Consider the following 20,531-nt stretch of genomic DNA (forward strand, 5'->3'; position numbering starts at 1 on the left):
GGTAACCGGCTTCCACCGGCAATAACTGTCTTAAATCGATAAAGAACCAATCAGCGTCTTGTCAATAGTTTTTTATGCATTTAACACAGTATCCGGGGACATTTGGAGGAAAGGGTCATGAGCGACCAGACCGGCATGGTGGCAGGGGGGCTGTTGCACCTGCACCCTGCGGACAACGTGGTGGTTGCGATCCGCGCGATCACCGAAGGCGAGTCCATCAAGGTCGGCGGCACCCGGCTGGTGGCGCCCAGGGACCTGGGCCTTGGCCACAAGCTGGCCCTGACCGCGATCGCGGAAGGCGAGGATGTCACCAAATACGGCGCGCCGATCGGCCGAGCCTCCCGCGACATCGCCCCGGGCGAGCATGTGCACCTGCACAACCTGGCCAGCCGCTACACTGTGATCGAGGATATTGAGGGGACAAACGCATGACCGCCGCCACCTTGACCGGCTGGCCCCGCGCCGACGGGCGCAAGGGCATCCGCAATGTCGTTCTGGTCGCCTACCTGGTGGAATGCGCCCACCACGTCTGCTCCAGGATCGCCCGGCCCTTCGACGAAAGCGACGTGCAGGTGATCGGCTTTTCCGGCTGCTTTCCCTCGGACTACGGCCAGGAGATGATGGAGGCCCTGTGCACCCACCCGAATGTCGGGGCGGTGCAACTCGTGTCGCTGGGCTGCGAGAATTTCCGCAAGCAGGAGCTGGCCGAGGCGGTGCGCGCCTCGGGTCGCCCAGTGAACCTCGTCACCATCCAGTCCACCGGCGGCACTGCCGCCGCCATCGAGGCAGGCCGAACCTGGGTCGCGGACCAGGTGGACGCACTGCCGGAGGCGCCGCGTGTGGCGATGGACGCTTCCGAGCTGGTGATCGGGACGATATGTGGCGGCTCGGACGCCACGTCCGGCCTGACGGGCAACCCGGCGGCAGGCCGCGCCTTCGATCGCTTCGTCACCGAGGGGGCGACCTGCATCTTCGAGGAAACCGGGGAGTTGATCGGCTGCGAGCACATCATGGCGGACCGGGTGAGCGACCCCGCCCTGCGGCCCGACATCGTCGCCACGGTCGAGAAGGCCGCCCGTTACTATGCGCAGATGGGTTACGGGTCTTTCTCGAACGGCAATGCCCTGGGCGGGCTGTCCACCATCGAGGAAAAGTCGCTGGGCGCCTATGTCAAGTCCGGCTCCAGCCCGATCTGCGGGATCATCAAACCCGCGCAACAGGCCCCGGGGGGCGGGCTCTACCTGCTGGACGTGGTGCCGGAGGGCGCGCCGAAATTCGGCTTTCCAAACATCAACGACACCGCCGAGATCATCGAGTTGATCGCCTGCGGCGCCCATGCGGTGATCTTCGTAACAGGGCGCGGTTCCGTGGTGGGGTCGGCGATCTCTCCTGTGGTCAAGGTCTGCGCCAACCCCGAGACCTACGACCGCATGGCTGCCGACATGGATGTGAACGCCGGGCGCATCCTGCGCGGCGAGGCGACGCTGGACGAGGTGGGCGACGAAATCCATGACAAGATCGTGGCGCTGGGACAGGGGGGGCGGACCCGGTCCGAGGAGCTGGGCCACACCGAATTCGTTTTGACCTACAAGACAGCCAGCGGCCCCGAGCCGGGCTGCCACGTCTGAGGAGAGCCGCGATGCTGAGACCCGAACACCGACTGTCCTTCGGCACTGGCGGGTTGGGCGGCCTCTACCGTCCGGTCAGCGAGGCCGAAGCCGAAGCCGTGCTGGAGGCCGCCTGGGACGCCGGCATCCGCTATTTCGACACCGCGCCGCACTATGGCCACGGCATGGCCGAGCATCGGCTGGGCCGGTTCCTGCGCGGACGGGAGGGCTGGCTTCTGTCGACCAAGGTGGGCCGCATCCTTACCCCGGACGCGGACCCGCCGGCGGAGATCAACGGCTTTCACAGCGCGTTGCCGTTCCGCCAGCGCTTCGACTTTACCTATGACGGGATCATGCGGTCGGTGGAGGACAGCTATCAGCGGCTTGGCCTCAACCGGATCGACATCCTCTATGTCCACGACATCGGCGACCCGGGCGCGGGCACCGATACGGCCGAGCATCGCGGCCAGCTTCTGGACAGCGGGGTCCGGGCGCTGGAAGAGCTGAAATCCTCGGGCGCCGTCGGTGCGGTGGGCCTTGGCGTGAACACGGTGGAAATCTGCGAAGAGCTCGTCGGCCGGAGTCCCGTCGACCTGATCCTTCTGGCCGGGCGCTACACGCTGCTGGACCGTTCGGCCAGCGTGCGGTTGTTTCCGATGGCCGAGGCGCATGGCGTGCGCTTCGTCATCGGCGGCGTTTTCAACTCCGGCATCCTTGCCACCGGTCCGGTGGAGGGCGCGCATTACAACTATGCGCCCGCTCCGCAGGACATCCTCGCCCACACCGCGCGGCTGGAGGCGATCTGCGCCGCCCATGGCACGCCGCTGGCCAGCGCCGCCTTGCAGTTTCCCGACCGGCACCCGCTGGTGGTCTCGACCCTGATCGGAACCGGCAAGGTCAGTTCGCTGCAGCGCAACGTGGCGCAGTTCGGCGAGGAGCTGCCCGGTGCGCTCTGGTCCGACCTGGAGGGCGCGGCGTGAGGATCGACGCGCATCAGCATTTCTGGACCCTGTCGCGCGGCGACTATCCTTGGCCGAACGAAAGCGTTGCGCTGATCTTTCGCGACTTCGGCCCGGGTGACCTGGCGCCGTTGCTGGCGGCGGCTGGGATCAACCGGACGATCCTGGTGCAGGCGACGGACACGGTGGCAGAGACCGAGTTCCTGCTGGACCTCGCCGCGCGGAACGAATTTGTCGCCGGGGTGGTGGGATGGGTCGACCTGACCGCGCTGGATGCCGTCGCGACCATCGACCGGCTGCGCGCCGATCCGGGGCTGAAGGGGCTGCGGCCGATGCTCCAGAACATCGAGGCGACAGACTGGATATTGCAGGACGCGGCTGCCCCCACTCTCGCGCACATGGAGGCGGCGGGCCTGCGGTTCGATGCCCTGATCCAGCCCCGGCACCTGCCGGTGATCGACAAGCTCGCGGGTCGGTATCCCGGCCTGCCCATCGTGATCGACCACATCGCCAAGCCCGTGATGGGCGGCGGCGTTGCGCCGGATGCGGACTGGGCGGACGGGATCGGCAGGCTGGCCACGCGGGACAATGTCTGGTGCAAGCTGTCGGGCGTAGTCACCGAGGCGGGGCCGGGCTGGACCACCGGGGACCTCGCCCCCTTCGCGGCGCATGTGCTGGACGCCTTCGGCGCGGGCCGGGTGATGTTCGGCAGCGACTGGCCGGTGGTCACACTTGCCAGCGACTACGCCACATGGGCGCAGACGGCCGATTGGCTGATCGCGGATCTGCCCGCGCCCGAGCAGGCCGAGGTTCGCGGCGGCACGGCTGCCCGGTTCTACGGCATCAACTGACAGGCAAGGGACTGCACATGGCACAGCGCATGGGTTTCGTCATCGGCATCAACCCGGCCGACATTCCGCGATACAAGGAATTGCACGCCGCCGTCTGGCCCGGCGTTCTGGGGCGGCTCAAGGCATCGAACATCACCAATTACTCGATTTTCCTGCGCGAGCCCGAGAACCTGATGTTTGGCTACTGGGACTATGTCGGCACCGATTTCGAGGCGGACATGGCCGCCATCGCCGAAGACGAGGTCACCCAGGAATGGTGGGCCGTCTGCGGGCCGATGCAGCGCGCGCTGGAGACCCGAGCCGAGGGCGAGTGGTGGGCCGGGATGGAGCAGGTGTTCTACCTAGAGTGAGCCCGCACCGGCACCGCTCACCAGTTCGCGACGGCCCCGTCCGGGCGGCGCAGGCGGGGGCAGCCCATCTCGCTGACCGGGGCGGGGTCGCCCAGCTTGGCCTCGTCGATCTCGACCCCCACCCAGATGGTCGATCGGCATGTCTGTCGCTGCGTACGCGATGGAACCTAGCGCCGCCGGCAGTGCCGGCGCAGTAGAGCTGAGGTGGGGCATCTGGACCTCCAACCCGGACGAGGCCGAGATCTGGAATGAACTGGCTGCGCTCGTCACCGAGAAGCACTCGGACATCCCAATCTCCGTCGAGACCGCACCCTGAGGCTCGTACCGGGACAAGCTGACCACGCAGTTTGCAACCGGCACCGCGCCCGACTCCGTTTCGCTGCGCCACCTCCAGTTGGCGAACAATTCGCAGAACGATCTGCCGCTCGACATCACACCGCACATCGAGGGCTCGCCTGACGTCGACGTCGCTGATTTCTATCCGGCGGCGCATGAAGGGCTGTTTCTGGACGGAGAGGTCTACGGGCTGAGCTACGGAATTGCTCCCTACGTCTTCTACATCAAACACAAGGTGTTCGAGGCGCAGGGCGTGGATGTGCCCGATCCGACGCTGACGTTCGATGAATTCCAGTCTCTTGTCAGGGAACTGAACGACCCCGAAATTGGCAACTACGGGTTCACCTCTTCGCCGGAGATCATGTTGATCTTCCCGTTGATGCTGTCGAACGGCGGGCGCTATGTCAGCGAGGACGAAAGCTGAAGCGAATTCGCGTCCGAGGCGAGCATCGGCGGGTTGTCCGCGATCCTTGACCTCTACCAGGCAGGCAGCGGGGCCGCGCAGATCATGGACCTCGCCAATCCGACCAACGTGAAGGAATTTGCACGGGGACAGGCCGCGATGATGGTCGAAAGCGACTGGCAGATCGGCAACATCACCACCAGGGCGGAAGGAGGCCGGGACATCCGACCCATGTCCGGGGTGATCCCGAGATCGGCGGAGAGGAACGCCGCGACAAGCTCTTCCATGGCATAGCCCTCATTGCCCCAGCGTTTGCGGCCAAAGTCACGCTCAAGGCGGGACATGTGCTTGGTCCAATGCACGGTCTCGTGCAGTAGCGTGGCATAGTAGCTTTCCGGATCACGGAAGAACTCGAACGGGGGCATCTGTGCCCGGTCCTGGGAGGGCATGTAGAACGCCTGATTGCCGCCATGGGACACATCCGCTCCAGTCGCAGCACGGAAGGCTTCCACGGGCTCCAGGTGCGCCCCCGGGTCCAGCACCGGCTCTGCGGCCTTGGCGTAGCAATGCGCGGGCAGCGCGTCGATCTGCTCGACGCTGAACACGGTGTACCCCTTCATGAAGGGGATCGTGCGTGTCGAGTCTTCGCCGGTTTCGTTGTCCGCTTCGGTTTTGGTAATCTTGTTGGCATAGACGACCAGGGCACCTTTCTCGCCCTTGCGGACATGTCCGCCCAGCTCGCGGGCCTGGCGGAAGGTCATCCAGATTGGCGCGGAATATCCGGCAGCTTCGGCCTTCCTCCACAGCATGAACACGTTGATCCCGGAATAGGGCTGGCCGTTGTGGCGCAAGGGCCGGGTGATCTTGCCCGCGGCATGCGCGGCGTTCCAGGGTTTCAGCCAGGGCCTGACACCGGCCTCCAGGCTTTCGACGATACGGTTGGTTATGCGGTCATAGACATCTTCCTTCATGATGGGTCCTTTCAAATCTCATGGGTCAAATCCTGATTTGGGGAAAACGGAGAGAGGCTATTGCCCTGCTCCCTGGCCTGATCGGTTTCTTCGCACAGGACGATGCGACCGGAATTCCTGATGCGTTCCGCCAACGCCGATTTCGGAAGAATCCGCCGTGGGTCCCGTGCCGTCACGCAGGGGGCGGTTGGGTGTCGGTACGCCGGACGTCCGCGAGCATCTGTTCCAACTCGTCGCAGACCAGTTCCCCGACCTTGCGGCCAATCTGTGACAGGCTGCGCCGGGTGCTGATGACGACACTTGCGGTCTGGGCCATGACATTGCGGTCCATCACCGGCACGAACACAAGGCTCCCGTCGATCAATTCGGGGGCGGCGTCCAGTTCCGATGTGATGGCGACATGCGACCCCGAAACCGCCAGATGCTTGACCAGCTGAAGCGAGTTTGTCGCAACCGGGGGGCGCAGTTCGGAGAAGATCCAGCCATGCTTGGATTCCAGCAATCTGCGAATCGCCAGCGAGCGGCTTTGCATTGCCACCGGGTGCCGGATCGCCTCGGAAAGACGGATTTCGGGCTTCTGGGCGACCGGATGATCGGGGGCAGCGAGACAACCCAGCGGCAGATCCGTCGTCCACATGATGTGCAGATCGCGATGCGGCTTGATGTTGAAGGCCAGGGCGATGTCGACCTCGCCCTTGGTCAGGTGATCGGTGACGCTGTCCGGTGTCGTGAACTCGATATCAAGCTGCACGCGGGGGTAGTTTTCGAACAGCTTGCCGATCAGTCGCGGGATCACCCCGTTGGCCATGCTGTCCATCGCCAGCAGCCGGACGTGGCCAAGCTCAAGACCCTGCATCTGCTTGATACTGGACCAGATCTGCCGTTCGTCAGATCGCCAGCGGCGGGTCAGCGCCAGAAACTGTTCGCCCGCCGGACTGAGCGACATGCCGCTGCGCTGGCGTTCGAAAAGCTGAACGCCGAGACGCTGTTCCAGAAGCACGATCTGGCGGTCGATGGCCGAAGCCGCGATGCCGATTTCGCGGGACGCCGCCTGGATCGAGCCGGCCTCGGCGACGGCCTCGACATAGAGCATTCCGCGGGGGACCAGGTGAAGCGCCATCATCAGCATCCTAATTATTAGAACGTTACATGCCCGAAAATATCATAGATGGCAACGAAGGACTGCGCCATGCTTTCTGCAGACAGCCCGAAACCTGCGGATGCCTTGCATGATGTTCAGCCTCGATCAGATCAACGCCGCCAGTGCCGAAGAGGCCGCGCGCCTTCTCGAACCGCTGATCGAGAACTCGCCGGAACTGGTATCTGTTGCCCAGCGGCAGCGCCCGTTCGCGACGGTTTCGGATCTGGAGGCGGCCCTTGTCGGCACGATCCTGTCGCTGCCGCCCGAACAGCAGGCCGCATTGTTTCGCCGCCATCCCTGCCTTGCCGGTCGCGAGGCGCGCGACGGAACCATGACGGACGCCTCGACATCGGAGCAGGGCCGCCTGGGCCTTGATCGGCTGGCGGCCGATGATCTGGCCCGGCTTGACGGCCTGAATGCATCCTATGCCCAACGCTTCGGGCATCCCTGCATCGTGGCCCTGGTCAATGTTCCGGACCTGGACAATCTGTTCGAAACTTTCGAACGGCGACTGCAGGCGGAACCGCCTGCGGAACACGCCGAAAACCTGACGCAGATCGCCGAGGTGATCCGCGCGCGCATCGCCAAGGCCATCGGGACGCCCGACGGACCTGTCAGCCTGTCACCGAAACCTGCCCAAGTCACAGAGAAAACCATGGAGAACGACACATGAAACCCTTCCTCCCCCTTCTTGCCGGGTCCGTCATCGCGCTGAGCGCGGTCGCGGCCCATGCCGAAAAGATCCGCGTCGCGGGCAACTTCGCGACCGAGCATTCGTCGAGCCAGGCCATGCAGGTCTTCAAGGATGAAGTCGAAGCGCTGTCCAACGGCGAGATCGAAGTTGATCTGTTTCCCGCCCGCCAGCTGGGCGGTGCGGCGGAAAACGTGCAGGCCGTGAAACTGGGCGCGGTCGAGATCGTCTGGGTCGGCTCGGCCTACCTAAGCCGCACCGTGCCGGACCTGGCGGCGGTTTCCATGCCGTTCCAGTTCGCGGACCGGGCCGAAGCCTTTGCCGTCGTCGACGGACCGCTGGGCGACAAGCTTGACGAGAAGCTGGCCGACGAATCCATGCTGTCGCTGGGCTATATGGAGCTGGGCTTTCGCCAGTTGACCAACAACGTGCGCCCGATCACCGGGATTGCCGACATCGACGGCCTGAAGATCCGCCTGCAGCCCAACGAGACCCACCTGGCCACCTTCCGCGCGCTGGGGGCGAATCCTGTCGCGATGGACGTGAACGAGCTGTACTCCGCGCTGGAACAGGGCGTCATCGACGGGCAGGAAAACCCGTTCTCGATCATCGATGTGGCCGGCTATGCCGAAGTGCAGAAGCATGTGTCCAACACCAACCACTTCTTCGACTTCATCTCGGTGGTGGCCAACAAGAAACGGTTTGAAAGCCTCAGCCCCGAGCATCAGGAAGCCGTGCTGGCGGCAATGGACAAGGCCATCGACTTCCAGCGCACGCTGGCGGCGGAACAGGACGCGGCAGCGCTCGACAAGCTGATCGCCGACGGCATGGTCTACACCGAAGTCTCACCGGAATTCGCAGCAGCCCTGCGCGAAACCACCGCGCCTGTCGCCGCCGAAGCCAAGGCTTCGCTGTCGCCGGACGTGGCCGAACTGCTCGCAGGCCAATAAAATGCAATCGAGAGGGAATGCCATGGAACGGATCGCTCTCTCGGCCCTGGCGCGCATCGATACAGGTGCGCGCCTCGTGGTGATCGCTTGCATGGCGGTGATGGTCAGCATCGTCTCGGCGCAGGTGATCATGCGCTATGTGTTCAACGACTCCATCGACTGGGCCGACGAGGTGTCGCGTCTGACCTTCGTCGCCACGGTGTTCCTGGCGATCCCGCTGGGCCTTCGCGACGGTGCCCATGTGGGCATCGACCTGATCACCAGACGGCTGCCGCCACGGGTACGCAAAGGGCTGGCGCGCGTGATGGCACTGCTGGCCGCGGCCATGCTTCTGGTGGTGTTCGTCGCCACAATCCGCGTCGCGGCGACCACCTGGTCGGAGCGGCTCGGGTCGCTGAACATGACCTCCAGCGTCTTCTTCTTCCCGGTGATCTTCGGCGCGCTGCACACCGCCTGTCACCTGATTGTCCTGGCGATCTGGCCGGTCGGCCATGCCATCGCCACCCCACCGGATCCGCAAACGCACCCGGAGCTGCCGTCATGAGCCTTTTTGTCATCCTGCTGTTTCTCTGCCTCGCCCTGCTTGGCATGCCGCTGGCGTTCTCGCTGGGCGTCTCGGCCCTGGCGGGGCTGATGGTGGCGGGCTTCGATCTGAGCATCCTGTCGACGCGCCTGATGAACTCGGTCAATTCCTTTCCGCTGATGTCGATCCCGCTGTTCATGGTGACCGGCGAGCTGATGCTGAAGGCCGGGATCATGGATCGCCTTGTCGATCTGGCCAACGCCTTCATCGGGCGGGTCCGGGGCGGGCTGGCGCAGGTCGCCATCATCGCCGGGGCGGGGCTGGCCTCGGTCTCGGGCGCGGCGGTGGCCGATGCCTCGGCGCTGTCCTCGACGCTCGTGCCCTCGCTGAAGAAGCAATACGGGCTTGGCTTCTCGTCGGGGATCGTGGCGGCGGCGGCCAACCTTGGCCCGATCATCCCGCCCTCCGGCGCGATGATCGTCTATGCCTTCATGGCCGGGTCCAGCGTTTCGGTGGGCGGCATGTTCATGGCGGGCGTGCTGCCGGGCCTGTTGCTGTTCCTGACCCTGATGGGCCTGTGCTGGCTGATTTCCTGGTGGCGCGACTATCCGATTTCCGGGCAGCGGGTTACCCTGTCCAACATCCTGCACCAGATGCGCCGGAACCTGATCATCTTCATGATGCCGGTGGGGGTGATCGGCGGCATCGTTTTCGGCGCCTTTACCCCGACCGAGGGCGCGGCCATCGGCTGCTGCTATGCGCTGCTGCTGGGGTTCTTCGTCACCAAGCAACTCAAGATCCGCGATCTGCCCGAGGTGCTTCTGACCGCTGCCAAAACCACCGCCGTGGTCGGCGCCATGATCGCCTTCGCCTCGACCGTCACCTTCCTGTTCACCATCGACATGCTGCCGTTCAAACTGGCCGCGCTGCTGCAGGGCCTGACCGACAGCCCGTTTGTCTTCATGTGCCTGATCGCGCTGATGCTGCTGGTGGTCGGCATGTTCCTGGAATCGAATGCCGCCTACATCATGCTGGTGCCGCTGTTTCACCCGATTGCCCTGCAATACGGCATCGATCCGCTGCACTTCGGTTTCGTCTTCGTGCTGAACCTGGTGATCGGCATGCTGACCCCGCCAGTGGGCGTTATCCTCTTCGTGGTTTGCGGCATCACCAAGGTCGAGATGGGCACATTGGTGCGCGAAAGCTGGCCGTTCATCGTGGCCATGTATGTTCTGCTGCTGCTGTGCATGATCTTTCCCGGCATCGTCACGACGCTGCCCCATGCGATGGGCTACTGATCCATGCGGCTGCTGCTGATCAATCCCAACACCACCCAGGCGCTGACCGAGCGCCTGTCCAAGACCGCGCGGCAGGTTCTGCCCCCGGATGTCGAGCTGATCGCCACCACCGCCGAGACCGGCTTTCCCTATATCTCGTCGCGGGCCGAGGCGCAGATTGCCGGCGCAGGCGTGCTGGAGACCATCGCCCGCCATCAGTCCGGCGTCGATGCCCTGACCATAGCCGCCTTTGGCGATCCCGGCCTGCTGGCCGCCCGCGAGCTGTTCGACCTGCCGGTGACCGGCATGACCGAGGCCGCGATGCTCAGCGCCTGCATGCTGGGCCAGCGCTTTGCCTTTGTCACCTTCACGCCGAACCTTGCGCCCTGGTACGACGAACAGGTGCGGCAGGCCCAACTGACCGCGCGCTATGCCGGGGTCTTCACCCCGGATGTGCCCTTGGGGGCCATCGACCGGATCGACGCTGACCTTCGCGCCCCCCTGATCGCGCAATGCGGGCGCGCCGTCGCGGCCGGGGCCGATGTGGTGATCCTGTCGGGCGCGCCGCTGGCCGGAATGGCCGCAACGCTGCGCGACGAGGTGCCCGCGGTACTGCTGGACCCGGTGCAAACGGCTGTCCTTCAGGCGGTAACCCTGGCGCGGCTCTGCCCCAAAGGCGCCTCGGCGGGCAGTTTTCGCCGGCCTCCCGAAAAACCCTCGACCGGGCTGTCCGACGCGCTTCGGCGTCAGATCGCCCGCAGCTGATCCACCCAACCCATCCAACCCGGAGATCCCCTGATGAACCCCAAACCCCTGATCCTGTCCGCACTGCTGGCGGTTGCCGCCGCCCCGGTTGCCGCCGAACAATTGCGGTTTCTCAGCCAGTTCCTGCCCACGGCCAAGCAGTACCCCAACGAAATGGCCGGGCTTGACGCGCTGGCCGCCGACGAGGCGCTCGACATCGATGTGAGCGTCAACGAATACAAGGCCCTTGGCCTGAGCACCGCCGATGGCCTGCGCCTGGCCCGGGCGGGCACCTTCGACGTGACCACCATCCAGATCGGCACCGCCTCACGCGATGACGCCTTCCTCGAAGGGCTGGACCTGATCGGCGTTTCGACCGACATGGACAGCCTGCGCGTCGCGGTGGACGCCTACCGCGAGGCCTTTGACGCGCGTCTGCAGGACAAGTTCGGCGCCAAGGTTCTGGCGCTCTGGCCGTTCGGCCCGCAGGTGTTCTACTGCAACGAAGAGATCACCAGCCTGGATGATCTGAACGGTCTCAAGGTGCGCAGCTTCACGCCGTCGATGTCGGCGCTGCTGGAAAGCCTCGGCGCGACGCCGGTGACCCTGTCGTTCCCGGAAGTCTACCCGGCCCTGCAACGCAAGGTGGCCAGCTGCGGCGTGACCTCGCCGACCTCGGGCAATACCGGCAAATGGCCTGAAGTGACCACGCACCAGCTGCCGCTGTCGGTCTCCGGCTCGGTGCAGGGCTATGTGGCCAGCCTGGACTGGTGGAACGGGCTGAGCCCGGCGCAGCAGGACGGCGTTGCCACCGCCTTCAAGGCCATCGAAGAGTCGCAATGGGCCACGGCTGTCGCCCTGAACGGCGACGCGCTGGCCTGCAACACCGGGCAGGACACCTGCGCCGATCACGAGAAATTCTCGCTGGCGCTGGTCGATGTGTCCGAGGCCGATATCGCGAAGGTCCAGCAGGCGTCGGTCGAAGTGGTCCTGCCCGATTGGGCGGCCCGCTGCGAAGCCAGCTATCCCGGCTGCACGGCGGTCTGGAACGAGACCGTCGGCGCGGCGCGCGGCGTGACCATTCCCGAGTAAGCCAAGCAAGGAGCGTCTGACATGACCGGATCCGTCCCCGAAACCGAACCGTCCTATGGCCTTGCCGGCCGTCTGGTGGACGGCGCAGCCCTGGCGGCGGGCTATCTTCTGGTGCTTCAGGCGCTCCTTACTGCGGCCGAGATCGTGGCGCGCAAGCTGTTCAACCATTCCTTCCAGGGAGTTGATGAACTGGGCGGCTACATGCTGGCCCTGACCGCGAGCCTGGGCTTTGGCTACGCGGCCCTGCACCGGGCCCATACGCGGGTGGATTTCGCCCTGTCGAGACTTCCCCTGCGGGCCCGCTGTATCCTGCATCTGGCAGCAGCGGCGGTGCTGTTCGGCCTCGCGCTGTTCCTGCTGTGGAACGCCTGGCGGGCCCTGGGCGAGACGCTGACCTATGGGTCGATCGCCAATTCGCCGCTGCAGACACCGCTGTGGATCCCGCAAACGCTGTGGCTGGCGGGGTTCGGGGTGTTTGCCCTGTGTTCCGGTCTGGTGCTGCTGCGCGCGGTACAGCTCTGGCGCCAGGGCGATCTTGCCGGGCTGGAGGCCGCGCTGCGACCGCCGTCCCTTGACGAGGAAATCGACGAGGCGCTGGCCGACAGCACCGGGGAGGCTTCCCAATGATCGACATCGTCACAATCGCCGTTGGATTTGCCTGCATGCTGGCCTTCCTTCTGACCGGTCTGCATGTGGCCAGCGTCATGATGCTGACCGCCCTGATCGGCATTCTCGCGGGCTTCGGGCCGTCGATGTTCGCCCCGCTGGGCAACATGATGTGGGCCGAGCAGAACAGTTTCATCCTGACCGCGATCCCGCTGTATATCCTGATGGGCGAGATCCTGGTCCACAGCGATGTGGCCCGGCGCATGTACCGGTCGCTTGCTGATTGGCTGAGCTGGCTGCCCGGCGGGCTGCTGCACACCAATATCGCGTCCTCGGCCATGTTTGCCGCCATTTCCGGCTCGTCGGTCGCGACGGCGGCGACCATCGGCACCGTGGCCTTCCCGACCTTTCGCGCGCAGGGCTATGACGAGAAATGGGTGGCCGGATCCATCGCTTCGGGTGCGACGCTGGGCATCCTGATCCCACCGTCGATCAACCTGATCATTTATGGCGCGATCACCGAAACATCCATTGGCGCGCTGTTCATCGCCGGCATGGTGCCGGGGCTGCTGCTGGCGCTGATGTTCATGCTGACCATCGCAGTGGCCGCGCTGATCTGGCCCGAATTGGCCGGCAGCGGCGCGCGTCCCGACCCCGACCGCAGCGGCCGGATCGCGCGCCTGAAGGATCTGGTGGCGCCGGTGGTCATCTTCACCATCATCATCGCCTCGATCTACGCCGGCTGGGCGACGCCCACCGAGGCGGCGGCGGTCGGTGTGGTTGCCGCGCTGGGGCTGTCGATGATGAACCGCACCTTCAACCGCAAGATGCTGCACGCCAGCCTGTTCGCGACGGTCCGCATTACCGCGATGATCCTGCTGGTTCTCACCGCGGCCTTCTTCCTGAATTTCACGCTTGGTCTGCTGGGCATCCCGGCGCTGATTTCCGGCTTCGTCGGCGGGCTGGACGTGCCGCCGATGCTGCTGATCGCCTGCCTCGTGGTGTTCTACCTGGTCCTGGGGTGCTTTCTGGACGCGCTGGCGATGATGATCACCACGGTGCCGATCCTGTTTCCCATCGTCATCGCCCTTGGCTTCGATCCGCTGTGGTTCGGGGTGTTCGTGGTGATCATGTGCGAACTGGCGCTGCTGACGCCGCCCGTGGGCATGAACCTTTACGTGGTGCAGGGGGTCCGCAAGGCGGGGCAACTGACCGACGTGATCCGTGGCGTGCTGCCCTTCTTCTTGGCGATCCTCGGGCTGGTCGTACTTATGACAACCTGGCCGCCGCTGATCACCTGGCTGCCCAAGCTGATGGCGGACTGAGATGACCGGTAACCTGTTCATCCGTGGGGCCCGCGTCCTGACCTTCGACGAAACCCGCAGGGATCTGGATTGTGCCGACATCCTGATCGAACGCGGCATGATTTCCGCAGTCGGGCCCGATCTGGTGGCGCCCGAGGGGGTGCCCGTGATCGACGGCGCCGGACAGTTGGCCATGCCCGGTCTGATCAACGCGCATTTCCATTCGCCCGCCAACCTGATGAAGGGCATGCTCGACAGCCTGCCGCTGGAAATCTTCATGCTCTACGAGGTGCCGCCCCTGAGCGATGTGCCGCCGCCGCCCGAACTGGTGCGGGTGCGCACGCTGCTGGGGGCGGTCGAGATGCTCAAGCGGGGCATCACCTCGGTGCAGGATGACGCGTTCTTCGTGCCGGGGCCGGACCCCGACGCCATCGACGCGCTGATGGGCGCCTATGCCGCTTCGGGGATGCGGGCGACGGTGGCGCTGGATCAGCCGAATGTGGTGGAATACGCCAAGTATCCTTTCCTTGCCGATCTGCTCCCGGCCGGGGAAAAGGCCCGGATGGAGGCCGCCCCGCGCCAGACCGGGGCCGAGCTTCTGGACCTCTACCGCCACCTTCTGACCCGCTGGTCGGGGGCCAAGGATGGCAGGCTGGGGGCCGCCGTCTCCTGCTCGGCGCCGCACCGCGTGACGCAGGATTATATGGCCGCGCTTTCGCAACTGAGCCGGGAATGGGATGTGCCCTTCTATGTGCACATGCTGGAGACCCGCGTGCAGCGGGTGTTCGGGCAGGAGGTTCTGGGCAAATCCCTCGTGCGCTACATCCACGATCTTGGCATGCTGGACGAGCGGGTGAACCTGATCCACGGCATCTGGCTGGATGAACCCGACATGGACCTGATCGCGGATGCCGGTGCCTGCATCGCGCACAACCCTGTCTGCAACCTGCGGCTGGGCAGCGGCATCATGCCGTTCCGTGCGCTCAGCGACCGGAATATCCCCATCTGTCTGGGCACCGACGAGGCGCTGGCCGACGACGGCATCAACCTTTGGGGCGCGATCAAGACGGCGGGGCTGGTCCATAACATCACCGACCCCGACTATCGGCGCTGGCCCACCGCGCAGGAAATTCTGGATTGTGCCTTCCTGGGCGGAGCACGGGCGATGCGGCGTCAGCAGACGATCGGGCGGATCATGCCGGGATACGCCGCTGACATTGCCATGCTGGACCTGTCACAGATCAATTTCACACCCCTGAACGATCTCGCCCGCCAGCTTGTCTATTGCGAGGATGGCGGTTCGGTTCGGCGCACCATCGTGGCCGGGCGCGTGGTCATGGAAGACGGCAAGGTCCGCGGCATCGACGAGGCCGAGCTCTTCGCGCAGGCGCGGGAACTGGCCCGCGAACATGCCCCGGCCCTGGAAACCGCGCGGGCCGCCGCCGCCCGGCTGGAGCCGCATTACCGCGACATGTACCTGCGCGCGAGCCGCACCGATGTGGGGTTCACCCGATGGCTTGAAAAGGGCACACACCCATGAGTTTCACACCCCGATACAGCTACACCGCAATCTCCAGCCGTCCCGCGGCAACCTGGCCCGGCGGCCGGCGGCTGGCCGTCTATCTGGCCCTGAATGTCGAGCAATACAGCTATGGCGAGGGGCTGGTGGAAGATCTGGTGCCGGGCATGCCGCAACCGGATGTCCTGAACACCTCGTGGCGCGACTACGGCACGCGGGTCGGCGCCTGGCGGCTGCTGGATCTGTTCCGCGAGACCGCGACCCCGGCGACGATCCTGCTCAACTCCCGGGTCTGTGACGCGGCGCCCGATCTGGTGGCCCGCATGGTGGCCGACGGGCACGAGATCGCCGCGCATGGGCGCAGCAATTCCGAAAGCCTGGCGGACTGCAGTGCCGAGGAAGAAGCGGTGGTGATCGCAGAGGTGACGGCGCGCATCGCCGAGGCCAGCGGCCAGCGACCCCAGGGCTGGCTGTCGCCCTGGCTGGCGGAAACGCGGATTACCCCGGACTTGCTGCAAGAGGACGGCTATCGCTACCTGCTGGATTTCTGCTGTGACGACCAACCGATCTGGCTGACAACCCGCAGCGGCCGGCTGCTGGCGCTGCCCTATTCGCAGGAAATCAACGACAGCACCGCGATCATCGGGCGGCAGGCCAGCGCGGCGGAGTTCGCCGATATGGCGATCGACCAGATCGACGAGATGCTGGACCAGCCCGGCCCCGCGCCGCTGGTCTTCGGCCTGGCGCTGCACGGCAACATCATCGGGCAGCCGTTCCGGATCCGGCAATTGCGCCGGGTGCTGACCCATCTGCACGGCCTGCGCGACCGGGTCTGGGTGGCCCCTGCGGCAGACATCGCAGCGGCAGTTCATGCCGATCCCGACAAATTCGTCTAGAGGGCACCGCATGCGCATCCTGATCGCCAATCCCAACATGTCCGCCGAAATGACCGCCCTGATGGTCGAAGAAGCGCGCACCACCTGCCGTACCGGGACCGAGATCATTGGCGGCAACGCCACCTTCGGCGTCTCTTATATCGCCACCCGCGCCGAGGCCGCGCTGGCCGCCCATGCGCTGCTCGATCTGGTGGCCGATGCGGCCGGCGACGTCGATGCGGTCGTCGTGGGCGCCTTCTGTCCGGGCCTAGCCGAACCGGTGAAAGAGCTGCTGCCGGTGCCGGTCGTGGGGCTGCCCGAGGCGGGGTTCAGCGCCGCGCGCCTGTTCGGGCGGCGGATCGGGCTGATCGGCATCGGGTCGCGCGCACGCGGGATGAACGAAGAGATCCTGCACGATCTGGGCGCGCGCTCCGATGTGGTGTCGATCCAGCGCCTGCCGCTCAGCGGCACCGATCTTGCCGCCGACCCCGAAGGCGCGGATGCGGCGGTGATCGCCGCCGGGATGCAGGCGGTCGAGACCGAGGATGCGGATGTTCTGATCCTGGGCGGCGCGGCCTTCTCGGGCATCGCCGCCAGGGTTGCCCCGCATCTTCCGGTGCCGGTCGTCCCGCCGGTGCCCTATGCCATCTCCATGCTGGAAACGGCCCTGACCTGTGGCTGGCGCACGCCCGCGACCGGGACCTTCGGTCCGGTGCGGTCGGATGCAGCCCGTGGCGTCGGGGCCGCCCTGACTGCGCGGCTTCGCGGCGGTTAATCCCGGCGGCTGAAAAAGGACGACAGGGCGGGATCCAGCCCGGTCATCGCGATGCCCTCTGGACCGGCAAAAGCCCCCGCCGTGGGTTTCCGGTGTCCCATGCGGACCAGACCTTCGGCCATGATCACGGCACTTGCCACCGGCGAGACCACCGGCACCGGGATCCGGTCGCGGATGCGGTCGGCCATGCCCTCCATCGACCCGGCGCCCAGAACGATAACATCGGCAAGATCGGTCTCGATGGCGTCTAGGGCCAGGGCCACCGCCGTGTCATCGGCGGCCTGCTGCCGATCGACCAGGTCCGTGCCGCTCACGCCCATGTCCCGGATGCTGGCCAACCGGGGCAACTGGCCAAGCGCCTCGACCAGTTCGAAGGTCATCTTGCGGGCGGGCGCCCCGATCGACAGGATCGAAAAGCGTGGTCCCAGAAGCTGGGCGGTTGCAAGGCCCGCTTCGCCGGTGGCGATCAGCGGGACTGGCGCAAATTCCTTGGCGGCCTGGCTGACCGCCGGGATGATGAAGGCACCGACGATGATGGCGTCATGGCCATCGTAATGCGCCGCGATGGAGGACAACAGCGCGTGCCCCGCCACCGCCGCCTCGCTGCGCGTCGAGATATAGCTGGACCCGAACCCGGCAGAATGCACGTCGATCTGCGTTCCCGGCGCCGCGATCCGGCGCGCCTCGGCCGCCATTGTTTCGGCCATGGATGTACTGGTGTTCGGATTGAGAAAGAGCAGGCGCATGTCAGGTTCGGTTCCCGGAGTTTTGTCCCGACCCTAAAGGGTTCCGCCGGGGTTTGGAATCCCGTCATTGTCCATGCCCGTCTCCTGCCGCCGCGCTGGCAGAGCCGTTGGCGACAAGGAGGTCATCCCGCGTGATCGGCAGGCCCAGCGTCCGCGCGGCGGCAAAGCTGTCGCGAAAATCGGGGCGTTCGGCCTCGGACCCGCCCAGGAATTGCTCGATGGACAGGTGCGGGGCCAGTTCCCGGAACCTGGCGGCTGCGCGTTGCGCCTCGGGCAGGTTGCCCAGATACACATTGGCCAACGCGGTGATCAGCCACCGCGAGTTGCTTCCAGAGGGTGCGCGCCTCATGCTGTCCAGCGCCAGTTGGTAATCACCCGCCCCAAAAGCGGCAGTACCCAGATCGGTGTACCACCAAGCCGGTGCCAACGGGTTGAGGTCGAGTGCGCGTCTGGCCCAGGACAGGGCCTCGTCCCCGGCGATCCCGGCAAGGCTGCTGTAGCCCGCCGAGATGATCAGAACGTCGGCATTGTTCGGCGCGGTCCGGACTGCACGCCGCAAGGTCGCCGCCGCGATCTCCAGCTGACCGTCCAGCGCATAGGCCCGCGCGAGGTTCCACAGCACATTGGGATTGTTCGGGTCGATGGCATAGGCGCGATAGGCGGCCTCCTGGCTGGCATCGAACAGACGCCGGGCTTCCTCTCCCTCGGCGTGATCCGACTGGATGATCTGCGCCACGGAGAGTGTCACCAGCGCCCCGGAAAACTCCGGATCAAATTCGACGGCCTTTGCAAGATGCGCGATCGTATCGGGAAGCTCCTCCAGCTTGAACCGGTGCAATTGTTCGAAGCCGATCAGGTAATGCTCGTAGGCATCGAGGTTGGTGGTGAGCTTGCGCCGCGCCTGCCTGAGACCGGCCTGGGCAATCGCCCCGGAATAGGCGCTGGCAAGGCTGGCGCCAATCCGGGCGACGATGCGGTCCTGCACGGCAAAGATGTCTTCCTGGGGGGCTGTCCAGCTTTCGGACCAGCGGATCTCGCGGGTTGCGGTGTCGGTCAGATGGGCCGAGATGCGAATTTCATCGCCCTGCGCCTGGATCGTTCCCCACAGGGCAAACTGGATATCCAGCGTGGGTCCGTCGGGGATCGCCCCGAAGGCCACGTTCATCAGCGACTCTGGAACCGTGACGTATAGCCATTCGTTCAGCGCAAGTTCACTGGCAATATCCGCCGCCAGTCCCCGGCCCAGCCGCGTCCAGCGGGCGCTGTCTTCGATGCTTTCGAACGGCAGCACGGCGATCGACGGCTCGGTGCGGGTGACCTGCGGCGCAACCAGCGTCTGGAACAGCGGCGATGATTGGATCGGTGCGGGTCTGAACTGCCAGATGCCCAGAACCAGGATTGCGATGGCCGCCAGCGCGCCGATCATGAGACGCCCCAAGGGCCGGGCAGGCGCGCCCGACACGGTCCTTTCGGCGCTCGCGACCAGCCGGTAGCCTTTCTTCGGCACGGTCTGCAGGATGGCCCTGCGGTCATCGCCAATCGCCCGCCGGACATCCGAGATGCATTGCGCCAGGCTGTCGTCGGTCACGTTGAGATCTTTCCAGACCGCCGCGATGAGGTCGTCTTTCGACACCAGTTCGCCCGCATGGGCCACCAGAACCGACAACACGTCCAGCGATTGCGGGCGCAGCGCAACCGTTTGCCCGTCCCGCCCGAGAATCACCCGGCGGTCCGGATCGAACCGCATATCGCCAAGACCCACATTTCCGGTTTTCGATGTCATCGGAGCACGCTTCGATATTCAGCCCGCGCGCCGAGAGAACCCTGCGCCGCCCTGCAAGCATGCGCGGCGCCCCGGAATTTCACAACCGGGCGGCCCAAGCGGCAAATCCTGCGTAACCCGCTGAAAAGGCGGATGTCCTTGTGGAATTGAAAGCCCGGATCAGGAATTTTCAACAATTTTCGGCTCCGGTTTCAGGACGATGCCCTGCCTTCCTGCCCAGGGTCGAAAGACGGCACCCAACGGTGAGGAGGCATTGATGAAGGCGCTGGCAATCATTGCGATGGCGCGGACCGTTGCGGTTCCCAGGCAGTATACTGCGGAAGCGCCCGTTGCCGAAATCGCAGACAGGTTTCCCTGCCTTCGCAGGCCTCCTCACAGGTGTGCCGTCAGGACAATCCGGCCGTTCCGGTGCGTCCGCCCCATGCGTTTGTACATCGCGTTGAACGCGCCTCGGCCCGTGTCGGCCTTGCCGCCGTCCCGGACCATTTCCGAAACGCTATGACAGGAGAAACACCATGACACCCGAAATCCTTCAGACCCAGCTTCCGAAAATCGCCGGTCTGGCGCTTGCGTGCTGCGTCGCCTTGCCTGCGGCAGCGGAGTCCATCCGGCTGGAAAAGGCCGCGCAGGCGGCGTCGATCCACCAGGGCGGCGTCGATCTGGTGGCCTACTATATCGACATGAACGCGCATCTTGACGTGGTGGCGACATTTGTCGACGGGACCGACGACGACCTTCCCGCACGGCTCCGCCTCGGGCTGAGGGACGGGGACGTCGTGACCTTCACGGTCCCCAACCGGCCCGATGTTGCCTTTCGCATCACGCGAACCGGCGCGCTTGTAGAGGTGCAGGACGCGGCCGAGAAACTGTCCGCCGTCGTGCCGGCTGAATAGGCGCCGACGCAATGGGCCAAGCCTCCCCGGTCCGCAGGGATGGCCGAAGCGCCATCCCTGCGGATCAGTTGTCCTGCTCCAGCCGGTCCACCATTTCGCCAAAGCCGCGCGCCTTGGCGTGTTGCAGCGGGGTGA

21 protein-coding genes and 1 pseudogene are annotated in these 20,531 nt (G+C 65.4%); 18 read left to right on the top strand and 4 right to left on the bottom strand.

The features are described 5' to 3' along the window. Window positions 1-117 precede the first annotated feature (117 nt). From AB0T83_RS12780 to AB0T83_RS12805, 6 genes and pseudogenes are all read left to right on the top strand, one after another. A complete protein-coding gene (locus tag AB0T83_RS12780; protein ID WP_366193525.1) occupies window positions 118-432 on the top strand; it encodes a UxaA family hydrolase in 315 nt (104 codons plus the stop codon). Beyond that, complete coding sequence (locus AB0T83_RS12785) at window positions 429-1,628, top strand: UxaA family hydrolase (RefSeq protein ID WP_366193526.1); 1,200 nt, start codon at window positions 429-431, stop codon at window positions 1,626-1,628. Before AB0T83_RS12780 ends, AB0T83_RS12785 begins: the two co-directional genes overlap by 4 nt. 11 nt (window positions 1,629-1,639) lie before the next feature. Then, window positions 1,640-2,587 (top strand): aldo/keto reductase, encoded by a 948-nt coding sequence (locus AB0T83_RS12790; RefSeq protein WP_366193527.1) that lies wholly within the window; start codon window positions 1,640-1,642, stop codon window positions 2,585-2,587. Continuing rightward, on the top strand, window positions 2,584-3,417 hold the full coding sequence (locus AB0T83_RS12795) for an amidohydrolase family protein (protein WP_366193528.1): 834 nt from the start codon (window positions 2,584-2,586) through the stop codon (window positions 3,415-3,417). The genes AB0T83_RS12790 and AB0T83_RS12795 overlap by 4 nt, the downstream gene beginning before the upstream one ends. Window positions 3,418-3,434: 17 nt before the next feature. Beyond that, on the top strand, window positions 3,435-3,767 hold the full coding sequence (locus AB0T83_RS12800) for an L-rhamnose mutarotase (protein ID WP_366193529.1): 333 nt from the start codon (window positions 3,435-3,437) through the stop codon (window positions 3,765-3,767). A gap of 328 nt (window positions 3,768-4,095) precedes the next feature. Further along, a pseudogene (locus AB0T83_RS12805) lies at window positions 4,096-4,527 on the top strand (ABC transporter substrate-binding protein); the annotation flags it as partial. Window positions 4,528-4,580: 53 nt separating this feature from the next. On the opposite strand, the gene AB0T83_RS12810 reads toward AB0T83_RS12805, so the two are convergent. Together AB0T83_RS12810 and AB0T83_RS12815 are read right to left on the bottom strand one after the other, a co-directional pair. Continuing rightward, window positions 4,581-5,477: an ArdC family protein gene (locus AB0T83_RS12810; RefSeq protein ID WP_366193530.1), complete on the bottom strand. Its 897-nt coding sequence runs from the start codon at window positions 5,475-5,477 to the stop codon at window positions 4,581-4,583. A 172-nt stretch (window positions 5,478-5,649) separates the two neighbouring features. Beyond that, window positions 5,650-6,597 (bottom strand): LysR family transcriptional regulator, encoded by a 948-nt coding sequence (locus tag AB0T83_RS12815; RefSeq protein WP_366193531.1) that lies wholly within the window; start codon window positions 6,595-6,597, stop codon window positions 5,650-5,652. Between the two features lie 109 nt (window positions 6,598-6,706). Here AB0T83_RS12815 and uraD point away from each other — a divergent pair, with 109 nt between their 5' ends. From uraD to AB0T83_RS12870, 11 genes are read left to right on the top strand one after another with little or no spacing between them, the layout of a single operon-like run. Next, complete coding sequence (uraD, locus tag AB0T83_RS12820; protein ID WP_366193532.1) at window positions 6,707-7,291, top strand: 2-oxo-4-hydroxy-4-carboxy-5-ureidoimidazoline decarboxylase; 585 nt, start codon at window positions 6,707-6,709, stop codon at window positions 7,289-7,291. Further along, complete coding sequence (locus AB0T83_RS12825; RefSeq protein ID WP_366193533.1) at window positions 7,288-8,259, top strand: TRAP transporter substrate-binding protein; 972 nt, start codon at window positions 7,288-7,290, stop codon at window positions 8,257-8,259. Before uraD ends, AB0T83_RS12825 begins: the two co-directional genes overlap by 4 nt. Window positions 8,260-8,281: 22 nt before the next feature. Beyond that, window positions 8,282-8,803, top strand: coding sequence for a TRAP transporter small permease (locus tag AB0T83_RS12830; RefSeq protein WP_366193534.1), 522 nt, complete (start codon window positions 8,282-8,284; stop codon window positions 8,801-8,803). Beyond that, window positions 8,800-10,080: a TRAP transporter large permease gene (locus AB0T83_RS12835; RefSeq protein WP_366193535.1), complete on the top strand. Its 1,281-nt coding sequence runs from the start codon at window positions 8,800-8,802 to the stop codon at window positions 10,078-10,080. The genes AB0T83_RS12830 and AB0T83_RS12835 overlap by 4 nt, the downstream gene beginning before the upstream one ends. Before the next feature lie 3 nt (window positions 10,081-10,083). Continuing rightward, window positions 10,084-10,824 carry an aspartate/glutamate racemase family protein gene (locus AB0T83_RS12840; protein ID WP_366193536.1) on the top strand — a complete coding sequence of 247 codons (741 nt, stop codon included), beginning with the start codon at window positions 10,084-10,086 and terminating at the stop codon, window positions 10,822-10,824. Between the two features lie 33 nt (window positions 10,825-10,857). Next, entirely contained in the window at window positions 10,858-11,895 is a 1,038-nt protein-coding gene (locus AB0T83_RS12845) for a TRAP transporter substrate-binding protein (RefSeq protein WP_366193537.1), read from the top strand. A gap of 21 nt (window positions 11,896-11,916) precedes the next feature. After that, a complete protein-coding gene (locus AB0T83_RS12850) occupies window positions 11,917-12,522 on the top strand; it encodes a TRAP transporter small permease subunit (RefSeq protein WP_366193538.1) in 606 nt (201 codons plus the stop codon). Further along, on the top strand, window positions 12,519-13,826 hold the full coding sequence (locus AB0T83_RS12855) for a TRAP transporter large permease (protein ID WP_366193539.1): 1,308 nt from the start codon (window positions 12,519-12,521) through the stop codon (window positions 13,824-13,826). The genes AB0T83_RS12850 and AB0T83_RS12855 overlap by 4 nt, the downstream gene beginning before the upstream one ends. 1 nt (window position 13,827) lies before the next feature. Continuing rightward, a complete protein-coding gene (locus AB0T83_RS12860; RefSeq protein ID WP_366193540.1) occupies window positions 13,828-15,345 on the top strand; it encodes an amidohydrolase family protein in 1,518 nt (505 codons plus the stop codon). Further along, window positions 15,342-16,220: a polysaccharide deacetylase family protein gene (locus AB0T83_RS12865; protein WP_366193541.1), complete on the top strand. Its 879-nt coding sequence runs from the start codon at window positions 15,342-15,344 to the stop codon at window positions 16,218-16,220. The genes AB0T83_RS12860 and AB0T83_RS12865 overlap by 4 nt, the downstream gene beginning before the upstream one ends. A 10-nt stretch (window positions 16,221-16,230) precedes the next feature. After that, a complete protein-coding gene (locus tag AB0T83_RS12870) occupies window positions 16,231-16,974 on the top strand; it encodes an aspartate/glutamate racemase family protein (RefSeq protein WP_366193542.1) in 744 nt (247 codons plus the stop codon). On the opposite strand, the gene AB0T83_RS12875 is transcribed toward AB0T83_RS12870, so the two are convergent. Further along, window positions 16,971-17,720: an aspartate/glutamate racemase family protein gene (locus AB0T83_RS12875; RefSeq protein WP_366193543.1), complete on the bottom strand. Its 750-nt coding sequence runs from the start codon at window positions 17,718-17,720 to the stop codon at window positions 16,971-16,973. The two genes, AB0T83_RS12870 and AB0T83_RS12875, sit on opposite strands and share 4 nt — an antisense overlap. 64 nt (window positions 17,721-17,784) lie before the next feature. After that, on the bottom strand, window positions 17,785-19,503 hold the full coding sequence (locus AB0T83_RS12880; RefSeq protein WP_366193544.1) for a winged helix-turn-helix domain-containing protein: 1,719 nt from the start codon (window positions 19,501-19,503) through the stop codon (window positions 17,785-17,787). A gap of 515 nt (window positions 19,504-20,018) precedes the next feature. Here AB0T83_RS12880 and AB0T83_RS12885 point away from each other — a divergent pair. Continuing rightward, the gene (locus AB0T83_RS12885) at window positions 20,019-20,396 is read left to right on the top strand and encodes a hypothetical protein (protein WP_366193545.1); all 378 of its coding nucleotides are present in this window, start codon (window positions 20,019-20,021) and stop codon (window positions 20,394-20,396) included. The last annotated feature ends 135 nt before the right edge of the window (window positions 20,397-20,531 follow it).

The organism is Meridianimarinicoccus marinus (assembly GCF_040689105.1).
GTDB classification, from domain to species: Bacteria; Pseudomonadota; Alphaproteobacteria; order Rhodobacterales; family Rhodobacteraceae; genus Meridianimarinicoccus; species Meridianimarinicoccus marinus.

What these genes read in the sequence shown, in the direction of transcription:
- uraD (WP_366193532.1), top strand. Translation starts at nt 6,707, where the DNA reads ATGATGTTCAGCCTCGATCAGATCAACGCCGCCAGTGCCGAAGAGGCC.
- AB0T83_RS12855 (WP_366193539.1), top strand. Translation starts at nt 12,519, where the DNA reads ATGATCGACATCGTCACAATCGCCGTTGGATTTGCCTGCATGCTGGCC.
- AB0T83_RS12885 (WP_366193545.1), top strand. Translation starts at nt 20,019, where the DNA reads ATGACACCCGAAATCCTTCAGACCCAGCTTCCGAAAATCGCCGGTCTG.
- AB0T83_RS12840 (WP_366193536.1), top strand. Translation starts at nt 10,084, where the DNA reads ATGCGGCTGCTGCTGATCAATCCCAACACCACCCAGGCGCTGACCGAG.
- AB0T83_RS12830 (WP_366193534.1), top strand. Translation starts at nt 8,282, where the DNA reads ATGGAACGGATCGCTCTCTCGGCCCTGGCGCGCATCGATACAGGTGCG.
- AB0T83_RS12780 (WP_366193525.1), top strand. Translation starts at nt 118, where the DNA reads ATGAGCGACCAGACCGGCATGGTGGCAGGGGGGCTGTTGCACCTGCAC.
- AB0T83_RS12845 (WP_366193537.1), top strand. Translation starts at nt 10,858, where the DNA reads ATGAACCCCAAACCCCTGATCCTGTCCGCACTGCTGGCGGTTGCCGCC.
- AB0T83_RS12835 (WP_366193535.1), top strand. Translation starts at nt 8,800, where the DNA reads ATGAGCCTTTTTGTCATCCTGCTGTTTCTCTGCCTCGCCCTGCTTGGC.
- AB0T83_RS12860 (WP_366193540.1), top strand. Translation starts at nt 13,828, where the DNA reads ATGACCGGTAACCTGTTCATCCGTGGGGCCCGCGTCCTGACCTTCGAC.
- AB0T83_RS12825 (WP_366193533.1), top strand. Translation starts at nt 7,288, where the DNA reads ATGAAACCCTTCCTCCCCCTTCTTGCCGGGTCCGTCATCGCGCTGAGC.
- AB0T83_RS12865 (WP_366193541.1), top strand. Translation starts at nt 15,342, where the DNA reads ATGAGTTTCACACCCCGATACAGCTACACCGCAATCTCCAGCCGTCCC.
- AB0T83_RS12850 (WP_366193538.1), top strand. Translation starts at nt 11,917, where the DNA reads ATGACCGGATCCGTCCCCGAAACCGAACCGTCCTATGGCCTTGCCGGC.
- AB0T83_RS12815 (WP_366193531.1), bottom strand. Translation starts at nt 6,597, where the DNA reads ATGGCGCTTCACCTGGTCCCCCGCGGAATGCTCTATGTCGAGGCCGTC.
- AB0T83_RS12875 (WP_366193543.1), bottom strand. Translation starts at nt 17,720, where the DNA reads ATGCGCCTGCTCTTTCTCAATCCGAACACCAGTACATCCATGGCCGAA.
- AB0T83_RS12870 (WP_366193542.1), top strand. Translation starts at nt 16,231, where the DNA reads ATGCGCATCCTGATCGCCAATCCCAACATGTCCGCCGAAATGACCGCC.
- AB0T83_RS12880 (WP_366193544.1), bottom strand. Translation starts at nt 19,503, where the DNA reads ATGACATCGAAAACCGGAAATGTGGGTCTTGGCGATATGCGGTTCGAT.
- AB0T83_RS12790 (WP_366193527.1), top strand. Translation starts at nt 1,640, where the DNA reads ATGCTGAGACCCGAACACCGACTGTCCTTCGGCACTGGCGGGTTGGGC.
- AB0T83_RS12785 (WP_366193526.1), top strand. Translation starts at nt 429, where the DNA reads ATGACCGCCGCCACCTTGACCGGCTGGCCCCGCGCCGACGGGCGCAAG.
- AB0T83_RS12810 (WP_366193530.1), bottom strand. Translation starts at nt 5,477, where the DNA reads ATGAAGGAAGATGTCTATGACCGCATAACCAACCGTATCGTCGAAAGC.
- AB0T83_RS12800 (WP_366193529.1), top strand. Translation starts at nt 3,435, where the DNA reads ATGGCACAGCGCATGGGTTTCGTCATCGGCATCAACCCGGCCGACATT.